Raw genomic sequence first — 12,588 nt, 5'->3', positions numbered from 1 at the left:
AAACTCTTATCAGAAAACAAAATACTTTTTTATAGTTAACAATTAATTTTATCGCAAATTCTATCTATTTCATAAAAAGGAGTAGCTCCTTTTTTTGTGCACACAAACGCTGATACATTTACAGCCATTTGATGTATTTCAGACAAACGTTTATTCTGTAGCTTCCCTATAATCATTACGCCGGTAAAAGAATCTCCTGCTCCAACTGTATCAGCTACTTCTACTTTTGGTGTTTCTAAATATGAATGTTCATCAGTTGTAAATAAGTAACTGCCGTTTTCACCACATGTAAGTGCTAACATCTCTAATTTGTAATGATCAATAAGAAATTGACATTTTTCAATATCAGATCCCTCCCAACCAAACATATCAGAAAGAATGACCAACTCCTCATCATTTATTTTAAGTACATTACAAAGCTCCAGTGATTTTTTAATAACCTCCTTAGTATAGAAATGCTGTCTTAGGTTGATATCAAATACCTTAAGACAATTTCCAGTAGTATAATTGATCGCTTCTTCGATTGCCTTCCTCGATACTTCATTACGTTGCGCTAACGAACCAAAACAAATGGCATCAACCTTATTCAATTCCTTTTTAGCAGCATCAGAAAGTTCAATCATATCCCATGCAACATTTTCTACAATATCATAAGTAGGAATACCATTATCCTTTAGCGTAACAGCAACAGTTCCTGTAGGGAAATCCACTTTAGATATTAAAGAATCAATATTTAGTTTCTCAATGTTTTCACATATCTCATCTCCCAGAGAATCTTTACCAACAGCACTTAAAATGGCACCTCTGGCTCCCATTTGTTGCGCATTGTAGGCAAAATTTGCAGGTGCTCCTCCAAGCTGTTTTCCATCCGGAAGCATATCCCATAAGAGCTCGCCCATCCCTATTACATAAAATTGCATGTCCATTTTCTTATTTTTTTAAGATTTACTCTTTAATTCAAAGCCAAATCAACTTCTAATTGCTCCAACGTTTTTCCTTTTGTTTCAGGTATATAAATTAATATGAAGATAAAGGCTATAAGGCTAAACAGACCAAAAAAACCAAAGGTATAAGCACCGCCCAAGTTGTTCAACATCCATGGGAAGAACTGCACTGTTAAAAAGGTGCAGACCCAACTAATTCCTGTTGAAAAAGACATAGCAAGGCCTCTTACCCTATTAGGGTAAATTTCGGAAGTAACTACCCACATTACAGGTGCTAATGATGCTGCAAAGAATGCGATATAGCCTAATAACGATATCAAAACTCCATAACTACCAGCTGTTTCAGCTGTAAATGAATATACCATATAGGCAAGAGAAATAGTCATCCCAACAGTTCCCCATAATAAAAGCACTTTGCGCCCTTTTCTATCTACTAACCACAATGCTACAACAGTAAATAAAAGGTTGACGACACCAACTAATATGGACTGTAAAAGAGCTTGATCTTCTCCAACTCCAGCTTGACTAAAAATAGTGGGTGCAAAACTGATAACTGCATTAATACCTGTTATTTGTTGAAAAACAGCTAACAAACTTCCTAACAGAACTACCTTTGCAACTTTACCTTTAAACAGCTCTTTAAAGCTAACCTTATTATTGTTAGCATATTTTACTAGTGATGCAGAGATATTGTCAGACTCCATTTGGGCATATACTTCACCACCAATTCTAGCCAGAAGATTCCTTGCTTCTGTGTTTCTACCTTCTTTTGCCAACCAGCGTGGGCTTTCAGGAAATGAGACCAATAAAAGTAAAAGAAATAGCAAACCAAAAACAACAGGTACAGCCATCATTAATCTCCACCCATTCTGAAGGTCAACAAAAGCAAAATTGATTACATATGAAAGCAAAATACCAATAACAATTGCAAATTGATTATTAGCAACTAACGTACCTCGCTTATTAGCAGGAGCTATTTCTGAAATATATGTTGGAGCTAAAACAGAAACAGCTCCAACTGCTAATCCTGTGATCACCCTGCTTGCTATAAAAAATTCTATTGATTCTGCTAGAGAACATCCAAGTGATGAAGCAATAAATAATATGGCGCCAACTATCATCATTGGTTTTCGACCATATTTATCGCTTAAAGTACCAATGGCTAATGCACCAATTAAACATCCTATCATTATTGAACCGACAGCTGCACCAAGACTAACATCACTTAAAACAAAATAGTCTTGTATAAAAGGAACCGCCCCTGAAATACCAGCCATATTTAGCCCAAAAATTAATCCACTTAATACGGCGATAAATGTAATCCAATATAAATACTTGTTATTTCTCATTTCCTATTTATTAGATAAGACTTGTTAACTGTTTTGGGGTATTAAAAACTCTTATCAAATGTAAAATGGGAAATAAAAAGCATGATGCAATTATGATACAAATGCTATTAAATATAGTACATAAAGCCGTTTGTTTTCAATGAATACTAAATATGTTACATGTATGTAAACTGTGTTACATTAATGCTCTTGATTTATATTAACGATTAGTAGCTTTCGATAAGAAATAACTTTATAATCCTTATTCAACAGTTCGTTAAAGTATCGTATAAAATGCTGAATATCAGCAAAGTAAGTAGCTAATTTATTTGTTTAAACCCTTGATAATCAGCATTTTAATGGTGAATTCTGACAACATCATTAAGGATGACTATCAAGGGAAATAATATTTATAAAACACACATAGAGAACGTGTTATCAAAAATGCCAAATATCAACAATTGGAGGAAAGAGTTTGTAGCAGAGACCCTTATCCTATTTTTATGCATAAAAGGGCGCTTTAACTTTCTGCAGTTGGGGCGCTTTGGTAAGCATAAGGAGCAAAGATACCGACAACAATTTGAAAAACCATTCGACTTTCTAACTTTCAACAAAGAATTAACGCTTTCTCACGGAAGCGGCCGGTATGTCATTGCTTTTGATCCTTCATATATTAGCAAATCAGGCAAACACACACCTGGTGCCGGCTATTTTTGGTCCGGGTGCGCCAATCGTGCCAAATGGGGGCTTAAAATTGGAGGTTTGGCCGCAATTGACATTGACAACCATACGGCCTTTCATTTAGAGGCTGTCCAGACGATGGCCGGTAAAGAACAGTCGCTTTCGGACTGGTATGCCGATATTATTACCGGGCGCAAAACACAGCTGCTTGGGCTATCTTCATACCTGGTGGCCGATGCATGGTTTGCAAAACGTACGTTTGTTGACCAGGTAACAAATGCCGATATGCACTTAATTAGCAGGCTAAGGGACGATGCCAATTTGCGGTACCTGCATCAGGGTGAGCCAACGGGCAAGCGTGGAAGACCCAAAAAATATGACGGGAAAGTCGATAACAGCAATATCGACTTGAGACACTTTGAGCTTGTGTCAAAAGACCAGCGGGCTGTAATCCATAGTGCCATTGTATATTCCATATCCTTAAAACGCAGCATAAAGGTTGTGCATGCCCTTTATTGCAACGAAAAGGGCAAGCAGGTTTATAAACTTTATTTCTCAACAGATATCAATATGGATGCTTCCGATATCCTGTAGTTTTATCAAAGCCGTTTCCAAATCGAATTTCTTTACCGGGACGGAAAACAGCATACAGGCTTAAATGATTGTCAAGCCAGAAGCAGAAACAAATTGGATTTTCACTTTAACGCTTCGCTGACAGCCATTATCCTTGCCTAGGTCGCCCACTGGTTGAGCATACCCAAAGAGCTTAGAAAATCATTTTCGATGACAGACATCAAAACAATAAACCACAATGCCTTACAGTTGAATTTGTTTTTTGACAAGTTCGGTATTAACCCACACTTGCCTAAAAATAAAAAGAAGGCAAGGGAACTATTACATTACGGAACTATTGCCGCTTAAAAGTTTAACGAAGTATTGTTATTATAACTTTTAATAAAAAGTAAGAAGTTTAATTATTCTGAAGTTCATTCATTAAAACGTGCTTAATTTTCGGATGTATAATCAATGGAAAGATACTTTAATAATGAACGAATAAATAGTTATTTAGAATAATTAGCCGCAAGGTGCTTTGTTGTTTAACAACAATATATCTATCCAAATATAAGGCAAGATACAACCACAATCTGAATGGAGGCCATTATTGTCTTCATTCCAAATCCGTTTCATGTTTTAATACTTAAGTGAGAAAACATAAAAAAGTAGAATTATTAATAATTGACTAACAAGCAGATGCAGACACATTGGCACTTCTCGCAGCTATGTGGTCACTGGGCCATTTAGACGCACAATTCTTCATCATTCAACCATGCCTTAACCTGGTTCTTTGCTTTCCTCTGATCCTCTTTTTTAGAATATTTATCTGTTATAGTTTTATTTTATTAAAAATTATCCAACCCTAGGGCAGGTAATTACCTCCTTCAAGATTAATAATCGCAGAGTAAGTTGAATAGGGAGACAAAACGCAGTGGGTACCCTTTTCTATAACTTGCTCTTATCATTAAACAAAATTATCTACAACTAAAATGTTTCTGAAAATCCAGGTCCAATACTTCAACTTGTGAAATATATGGACCTGGATTCGGATTTTGGTTTTCCCCAATTACTAATAGAATATTAAGTGTTATCAGCAAGTCAATATACAGAGAAACTGGCAATTAAGAATCCATAGAAAATGGCAACAAGAATGCACAACTTTAGGATAAACAAATAGACGAAAAAATGGGATTAATTAAAAATGGTTTTACGGTTTTTTATCCGATAACTTTTACCGGACAGGTTAATCACTTCGCAACGATATAAAATTCTGTCGAGAAGTGCCGTTGCCAGCACCTCGTCGTTAAGCATATGTGCCCACTCTTTGGGCGATTTGTTGGTTGTAATAATAAACGCTGTTTTTTCATATTGTTGGTTTATAAAATTAAACAAAGCAATTGCTACCGGTTTATCAAGGGGGAAGAGCATTATATCATCCATAACAATCAGGTTTGCCTTTGACAGCCTGCGATACTCTGTCATTGCAGACTTTGTAATATCTTTTAGTTTAAGCATATTGGTTATATCTTCCATTGTTCTGAAATAAGCTTTATAACCGGCTTTAATAGCGTCAAAGCAAAGGCCTGCCGCTACGTACGTCTTGCCAACCCCGGAAGAACCCATGAGCACTATATTAAAAATCTGGTCGAGCCAGTTTAATTCACGAAGTTGGTTTAAACGCGTTTTGTTTATGCCGTTTTCAAAGCTGTGGTCGTATTGGTCGAGCTTATGGTTGCCTGGCAATTTTGCTGCGCTTATGCGTCTTTCAAAAGCTTTGGTTTCCCGTGTTTGCGCCTCCTTTTCAAACAATTTGATAATGCAGTCCGAGTAACTCATCTGGCTGCTTTGTGCTTCTTGCAACACCGTTTCGATGTGGCAGGCTATCCCGCTCAATTTAAATTGTTTGCAGTAGTTTAAAATCAATTCTTGTTTCATCTCATTATAATTTTAATTTCAAATGCATTCGATGGAACTCCCATGCAATACCTCTCCTGTACGGGTATCATTTCTTATGGGTCGTTTCATGTTAGTTGAGCATTAAATTTTGGTAATCGTCTATGTTTGAAGAGTATGGTTTCATATCGGCCAGGTTTGACAAACTGTCCGGTAGTGTTTTAATATCTAAATCGGTTGTTTCAGAACACGACCCTTCTTTGTTTTCATTGTTTATTTTGTCGGCCACGGATGCAAAATCCGAAGCGCTATAAATACCGCTATCCAAACAATATTGTAGTGTGCTGTCCATTATATCGGTATTATATTTACCGAATGCTTCTTTGATAACAGTGATCTGGTCCCTGATGTAACGTGGTTTATGCTGCCTGATCTTTTCGAGGTATTGTGTAGCCGGGTCATTGTTGCCGAACATTGCCGCCAGCTCTTTAATCAAATGGTCTATCCGTTTGCCTTTATCCCTTTTGTGGTTCCTGTTTATGACTTTCTTGCCTGCGACCATAGATTTTTTATGTCTGCATATCTCGTCACCGTTTTCATTGCAGATAATCACATAAGCACCTTCTTCTTTTATAATGACATTTGTGCCGGGCTTTTGAAATGTGCCCTGGGGGACGGAGTAAAAACAGCTGCCGTAAGAGATGCTGTTGTCGGGCCTGACGATGTACAAAACATTCTCTGGGTCGGGCAGGAAAGTAAGGGGGACATAGGTGGAGAGCTTCTCTTTTTCGGACAGCCAAAGACTGAGCGGGGATTGTTTTGTTGTGCCGTGCGGCATCTGGTTTGCGGTTCTTCCCAACCAGGCAACGGCCTCGTCGTTAAGTGTCTCGAGGTTGAAATAAGTACGGTTGTACAAAAAGCTTTGCTTTACATATTTAACCACGTTTTCTACTTTGCCCTTGGTCTCCGGGTCTGCTTTTCTGCAGAAATAAATACTGAAACTTTGTTGGCTCACATACGACTGGAATTTTTCGACCAATATAAGGTCGCCATGGTTTTCGTTGTTCATAAACACCTTGTCCTGATCGTAAACGATTTCTTTGGGGACACCCTGAAAAAACTTAAAGGCTTTTTCATGGGCGTTTATGGCAAGTTCCGATGTGAACGGCACATCCGTGAAACAAACATATTTATATCTGGACATGGACAATACCATGGTGAAGAAATAAACCTTTGTCCTTTTTCCATTGGAAGCACGCATGTTGTATTCGCCAAAATCCACCTGGGCCTGTTTGCCTTCGGGAAGTTCGTCCACAATAAAATATTCCCTTGCTGTGCTCACTTTGGGAATATTATACTCCTGTCTTACAGACATCACAAAATTATAAACCGTTTTGGGGTTGACTTTAGGAAAATCAGGATAACACTCCTTTAACCAGTCGTGCATCTGTGCAGCGGAAGTATCCGGATAGGCAGTGAGTTTCTCTTTAACGAAATGCCCGTAATCCGATAGTTCTCTTTTTCTTTTGCCCTGAGCTTCGAGGTATGCTTCATGTTCCCTTTCGTCCATCGAAAGGTACTTTTTAACCGTACGCCAGTCGGCAACGATATACTTGGCTATTGATGATACGCTGTGGCCTTCCCTGTGAAGGCGGTGGATTTCATGATACATAAACAACTTGTTAAGATATCTATTCATCTGTTTGCGGTTTTAGAAATTTAAAACCTCTAAAGTTGTTCGTTTTTCTACTAGTTCCAATTGCCCCATGGGGCAATTGGAACTAGTAGAAACTCTGTATTCTTGTTGCCAATTATTCTGTATTCTTATTTGCGAAAAACTCTGTATTGTTATTTACCGATTAGAATTAAGTTGTGAAAGAAAGTGAACAAGAGCACTTTCTTTAATATTGTATGTAAGAAAAAGTGAACTTAAAACCACTTAGGACTTCAAGTTGACTCTAGTTTTAGACATAAATTTCCCTAAAACTTGTGTTTTTTTCCCTTATACCTAAGCATTATGTTCCGTTTTTAGGCTGAAAAAACGTATTTATTGATTGAAAAAATGAAGTGCCATAAATCTCGTCGGAGAATATGTTGTTTTAATATAACTCAAAACACAACTGCTTAATTATTTAAAACCATGGCTGAATTATCTAGAATAGAAATAGTTAAACTTATTGCCACTCCAAATAGAAGAGGTAAGGAGCATCAAATTAGCCTTTCTGGTGTTGATTTATCAAATATTGATTTAACGATGTGTGTATTCGTAGGAACAAACTTTGAAGGAGCAAACCTTAATGATGCAAACCTTAAAGGAACAAACCTTGAAGGAGCAATCCTTGTACGTGCAGACCTCGAAGGTGCAAACCTTACCAATGCAAACCTTACTAAAGCAGACCTAATCTCTGCAATCCTTGAAGATACAAACCTTGACAGAGCAAACCTTAAATATGCAAACCTTGTAGGAACAAACCTTAAAGGGGTAAACCTAGAAGGTGCATACTTTGAAGGAATTTCTAAAAATAAAATAATGGAAAGAAAGTTTTGGATTTAAACCTGAATCAAAGTTTTACTAGGCATGTATGTTTACATCATATTCAAATTACCACTAATGTTATAAAATGATATTGATTTTAAGGAGAGGGAAACCTCTCTTTTTTTTCTTACACGTTTATAAATCTCCGTATTGGAATCTATTTAAAGGAGATTGTACTTAATTGTAATAAATCCCTTTTTTGTCAGTTTGAATCAATGTGGGGGAAATATGGGGATAAAAAGAAACCCGAACTACCTAAGCAGTTCGGGTTCAGATACTTTGATTTCTCAAAAGTACCCAGAGCCGGGATCGAACCGGCACGGGTTGCCCCACTGGTGTTTGAGACCAGCGCGTCTACCAATTCCGCCATCTGGGCAAATGCTATTTTTAACATTTTGCGGATGCAAATATAGGCAAAACGGTCATGATTGCAAATGATTTCTTAAAATATTTCCGCCAGTCGTTTATAAGTGCTTCATATAATCCTACCAACCAGGCATATAGAAGGTGATTGTACCATAAGAAAAGCATTTTTATACCTACATTAACCACTTTAGATTATCCTGTACAATTCACAAATGTTAATGAACATATAATTTTGGTTACGTCAGGATAAAACAATTATCTTCATGCACAAAATCGTATAATACCGATTGATATTTAGACTGAGCCCTAAACTTCGCTCCGCTTTTTTAAGGCTGCTAAACATACATCGGCATATACCAACATTGAATAGTGCTAATTTTAATATTTAAATGGTATAACATGCGTTTCTTACATAGGGTATCGCTATTTCTATTATTATTTGTGGCTTTGGGATGCACTAATTTATTGTCTCAAAACGGGCTTCTTTTGGGCGGCGGAATATCGGCTTTGGTACCTAGCAATGGTTTTGAAAATGATAATTTTGGTTTTAACGATGTGGCTAACATAGGCGGCGGGATAAACTTCAGCTCTCTCTGGTTTTTTAACCCTCGGCTGTCCCTGGGCTCCGGGTTAGGATATACTTATTTTCCAAAAGATGAAGATACCTGGAACCAAAGCAGGAGAGGAGATATTAAAGTGAATTATCAGATGATGAACCTCACGGCCCAAGGCAACTTTTATTTTAACGAAGAAAAGATAAGACCTTATCTGGGCGTAGCTTTCGGTCTCTATTATCTGCGTAATATGGTCGATTTCGATTCCAACTATACAGGTACAAACAACGATGCATCCGTAAGCTATGTAAGCAATACATTTCAGGCAGGTTTTGGACCCGAGGTGGGCTTACTGATAAAAATAATTGGAGAACAGTTTGCCACATTAAGTGTGCGATACACTGTTATCCCCAATATCGAAGCCGAATATTTTCCCGAAGATGATGTAACCATAAACCCCCACGGCAAACAAAACCATTGGGGGTTACAAGCAAAATTATATTTCGGAAAAAAATGATCTTTTAAAACAGTCCATTTACATGAGTGTCAACCTTATCGATGATTGAACTTAAATCCGTTTTGTTTTTGATGAAGTTGTATTCATCCACATTAACTATCAGCAGTTTGCCTTGCGTATATTGTTCAACCCAAGCCTCATAGCGCTCATTCAGCCGTTTTAAATAGTCAAGACGGATACCACTCTCATAATCGCGGCCACGACTTTGGATTTGTTCAACCAGTTTAGGAACCGAAGCCCTAAGGTAAATCAATAAATCGGGTGCCTGAACCAGACTGCTCATTAATTCAAATAAGGAAGCATAGTTGTCAAAATCGCGCTTGCTCATCAAACCCATGTCATACAGGTTGGGTGCAAAAATATAGGCATCTTCGTAGATCGTTCGGTCTTGAATCACGGTCTTGCCCTTTTTTCGAATATCGTTCACCTGCGAGAAACGACTGTTCAAAAAATAAACCTGAAGATTGAACGACCACCGTTGCATATCCTCATAAAAATCGGCCAGGTAGGGGTTGTCATCTACTTCCTCATAATGAGCCTCCCATCCATAATGTTTTGAAAGCAAAGTGGTAAGCGTTGTTTTTCCTGATCCTATATTTCCTGCTATCGCAATGTGCATTTACTATCGATTTTTAGTTAAATTGGGTTCAAAAGTATAAAAATAGGCGCAAAAAAACGTTAATTTCTATCTATGATTCACCTTTCTTGATTGATGGCAATAAGTTCTTCAATTAAATCCCTGTTATTGGTAAGGCGTGGCACTTTGTTTTGACCGCCAAGCTTGTTGTGTTTTTTCAGCCAATCGAAAAAAAGATTTTTTCTGGCGACTTCTATTTTAGGAAACTCCAGCGTAATGTCCCTGTATCTTTTGGCTTCGTAATCAGAATTAATAGCTTGAAGTTCTCGATCTAATTCCTGTGAGAACAATTTAATATCGTTAGGTTCTTTTTCAAACTCTATGATCCACTGATGCTTGCCTTTCTCATCGGTGCTCATATACATTGGCGCGGCGGTATATTCTTTAATGATGGCACCGGTTTTTTTGCAAGCATGGTCAATGGCTTTGTCGGAATTGTCAACAATAATTTCCTCACCAAAAGCATTGATAAAATGTTTGGTTCTGCCAGTGATCACTAATTTGTGCGGATATTTCGAAGTAAACTGCACCGTGTCGCCAACCGCATAGCGCCACAACCCACTATTAGTAGAAATAACAATGGCATAATTGGTATTCAGTTCAACATCCTCAATGGTTAATGCTTGTGGGTAGTCTTTCCCCCATTCTTCCATAGGTATAAATTCGTAAAAAATACCGTAATCCAACATTAACAGCATAGAACTGGAAGCAGGGTCGTCTTGTATAGCAAAAAAGCCTTCAGAGGCATTATAGGTTTCCATATAATGCATATTATCCGAAGGAATTATTTTTTTGTATTGTTCGCGGTAAGGCCCAAAGTTTATGCCACCATGAATAAAAAGTTCGAGGTTTGGCCATATTTCCAGCAGGTTATCTTTTCCCGAAAACTGCAATAAATGTTTTATCAGGACCAGAAACCAAGAGGGCACACCGGTCAATGAGGTAACATTTTCGTTGATGGTGGCTTCGGTCATCTTAACAAGTTTCTCTTCCCACTTATCCATTAGTGCGATGGACTGGTCCGGGGTTCGGATAAAATTTACCCAAAACGGCAGGTTACCAATCAAAATAGCAGACAGATCGCCATAGAAAGAATCCCGGTTGTACTGATTCAGTTGCTGACTGCCACCGAGCGTTAAGCCTTTTCCCGAGAACATTTCCGTTTCAGGATACAACTTATTGTAAATGGCCAAAACATCTTTTCCGCCCCTAAAGTGGCAATCTTCCAAGGCTTCTTTTGAAACGGGAATAAATTTACTTTTTGATGAAGTTGTCCCCGAAGATTTGGCAAACCATTTAATCTCACCCGGCCAAAGCACGTTTTTTCCTCCATGGCGGATTTTATCAATTGATGATTCTATCTGCTCATACTTTTGAACCGGGACACGATTTTGAAAGTCTATGACGGATTTTATGGAGGCAAAATCATAGTATCTACCCAACTCCGTGGCACTCGCCTTTCGTATTAGTTCCATCAGTTGATCTTTTTGAACCTCTTCAGGATTTGATTTAAAATGATCTATTTGTGAAAGCCTGCGAATATTTACTAATGATATGATGGAATTCAGAATTGGCATACGGTTATATTTTAATGGATAAATATAAATATTTTCCCGAAGAAATAAGATGGGCATTTAGGTAATATTAAACGACTCTTTTGTTATTTTAGCAAATGAAAATTATAAACGCATGAATTATTTTGATATTGTTATCGGCATCATATTGGTAATAGCTATTATTAAAGGCTTTAGGAACGGTTTAATAATAGAGTTTGCGTCGTTGGCAGCTTTAGTCCTTGGCGTGTTGGGGGCTATTAAATTCTCAAGTATTACCGAAGATTGGCTGGTGCAACATTTTTCAAGTAATTATATCGGTATCATTTCCTTTTTGGTGACTTTTGTGGTTATTGTGGTCGGCGTTCATCTGGTGGCTAAGCTGGTAGACAGGTTAGTTAATGCCATTGCACTTGGTTTGGTTAACAGGATATTTGGTTCTGCCTTCGCTTTTGTTAAATATGCGTTCATATTGAGCATCCTGCTCGCTATCTTCTCTTCATTTGACAGAACCTTTAACCTTATTCCGGAAGAAACCAGGGAAAGTTCCATTATTTATCAACCTCTTTCCGAGTTTGCTCCAAGAGTTTTTCCTTACCTAAATTTCGACCAGGAGAAAATAAAAGAAAAAGTAGAGGATGCAACGCATGCTACCACGTAGTTATTTAATCAATCCAACATTAAATCGTTTGCCATAATACACACTATAACGCACACATACCATTGTCGGTTACACCGTAAGTTAAAGTGATACCCAATCCATACGTGCCGGCCGATGAAATTCATGATGGCTTTAACCCGCAATATGCATTAGAAATTCTATTACACATTGAAATTACTTTAAAACAAGCCCTTCGTTGCATCACTTCAACTCACCAGAACGATGCTCCCGAAAGTAATCCATAGCCGTTAACTTAAGGGAACCTATTGGTACAAAAACACATACACAGACGGACTTCCCCAATGAGGAAGTTTATAAGTTTTTTCTCCATATCTGTATTTATTTTATTTATGATAAAAAGGC

10 protein-coding genes and 1 tRNA gene are annotated in these 12,588 nt (G+C 37.6%); 4 read left to right on the top strand and 7 right to left on the bottom strand.

Annotated elements, in window-relative coordinates:
• Positions 1 to 35 precede the first annotated feature (35 nt).
• Both ACRD64_RS04700 and ACRD64_RS04695 read right to left on the bottom strand, forming a co-directional pair.
• A complete protein-coding gene (locus tag ACRD64_RS04700; protein ID WP_430932064.1) occupies positions 36 to 926 on the bottom strand; it encodes a carbohydrate kinase family protein in 891 nt (296 codons plus the stop codon).
• A gap of 26 nt (positions 927 to 952) precedes the next feature.
• Positions 953 to 2,293 (bottom strand): sugar porter family MFS transporter, encoded by a 1,341-nt coding sequence (locus tag ACRD64_RS04695; RefSeq protein WP_430932062.1) that lies wholly within the window; start codon positions 2,291 to 2,293, stop codon positions 953 to 955.
• Positions 2,294 to 2,659: 366 nt separating this feature from the next.
• Between ACRD64_RS04695 and ACRD64_RS04690 the strand changes: the two genes are divergently transcribed.
• Positions 2,660 to 3,547 carry a hypothetical protein gene (locus tag ACRD64_RS04690; RefSeq protein ID WP_430932061.1) on the top strand — a complete coding sequence of 296 codons (888 nt, stop codon included), beginning with the start codon at positions 2,660 to 2,662 and terminating at the stop codon, positions 3,545 to 3,547.
• 1,152 nt (positions 3,548 to 4,699) lie between these two features.
• On the opposite strand, the gene istB is transcribed toward ACRD64_RS04690, so the two are convergent.
• A complete protein-coding gene (istB, locus tag ACRD64_RS04685; RefSeq protein WP_430932060.1) occupies positions 4,700 to 5,443 on the bottom strand; it encodes an IS21-like element helper ATPase IstB in 744 nt (247 codons plus the stop codon).
• 91 nt (positions 5,444 to 5,534) lie between these two features.
• Positions 5,535 to 7,100, bottom strand: a complete 1,566-nt coding sequence (gene istA / locus ACRD64_RS04680; protein WP_430932059.1) for an IS21 family transposase — start codon at positions 7,098 to 7,100, stop codon at positions 5,535 to 5,537.
• Between the two features lie 441 nt (positions 7,101 to 7,541).
• On the opposite strand from istA, the gene ACRD64_RS04675 reads away from it, so the two are divergent.
• Positions 7,542 to 7,955 (top strand): pentapeptide repeat-containing protein, encoded by a 414-nt coding sequence (locus ACRD64_RS04675; RefSeq protein ID WP_430932058.1) that lies wholly within the window; start codon positions 7,542 to 7,544, stop codon positions 7,953 to 7,955.
• Between the two features lie 276 nt (positions 7,956 to 8,231).
• On the opposite strand, the gene ACRD64_RS04670 is transcribed toward ACRD64_RS04675, so the two are convergent.
• Positions 8,232 to 8,313, bottom strand: a tRNA-Leu gene (locus ACRD64_RS04670).
• Between the two features lie 389 nt (positions 8,314 to 8,702).
• Here ACRD64_RS04670 and ACRD64_RS04665 point away from each other — a divergent pair.
• Positions 8,703 to 9,374 (top strand): hypothetical protein, encoded by a 672-nt coding sequence (locus ACRD64_RS04665; protein WP_430932057.1) that lies wholly within the window; start codon positions 8,703 to 8,705, stop codon positions 9,372 to 9,374.
• 4 nt (positions 9,375 to 9,378) lie between these two features.
• On the opposite strand, the gene ACRD64_RS04660 is transcribed toward ACRD64_RS04665, so the two are convergent.
• Together ACRD64_RS04660 and ACRD64_RS04655 are read right to left on the bottom strand one after the other, a co-directional pair.
• Positions 9,379 to 9,993 (bottom strand): deoxynucleoside kinase, encoded by a 615-nt coding sequence (locus ACRD64_RS04660; protein ID WP_430932055.1) that lies wholly within the window; start codon positions 9,991 to 9,993, stop codon positions 9,379 to 9,381.
• Positions 9,994 to 10,070: 77 nt separating this feature from the next.
• Positions 10,071 to 11,588 carry a GH3 auxin-responsive promoter family protein gene (locus ACRD64_RS04655; RefSeq protein ID WP_430932054.1) on the bottom strand — a complete coding sequence of 506 codons (1,518 nt, stop codon included), beginning with the start codon at positions 11,586 to 11,588 and terminating at the stop codon, positions 10,071 to 10,073.
• A gap of 112 nt (positions 11,589 to 11,700) precedes the next feature.
• Between ACRD64_RS04655 and ACRD64_RS04650 the strand changes: the two genes are divergently transcribed.
• Positions 11,701 to 12,225 (top strand): CvpA family protein, encoded by a 525-nt coding sequence (locus ACRD64_RS04650; protein ID WP_430932053.1) that lies wholly within the window; start codon positions 11,701 to 11,703, stop codon positions 12,223 to 12,225.
• The last annotated feature ends 363 nt before the right edge of the window (positions 12,226 to 12,588 follow it).

The organism is Saccharicrinis sp. 156, from assembly GCF_050589685.1.
In the GTDB taxonomy this organism is placed as follows: domain Bacteria; phylum Bacteroidota; class Bacteroidia; order Bacteroidales; family Marinilabiliaceae; genus Saccharicrinis.
Note: the sequence above shows the minus strand (reverse complement) of the source record. Positions and strands in the feature narration are given on the sequence as shown.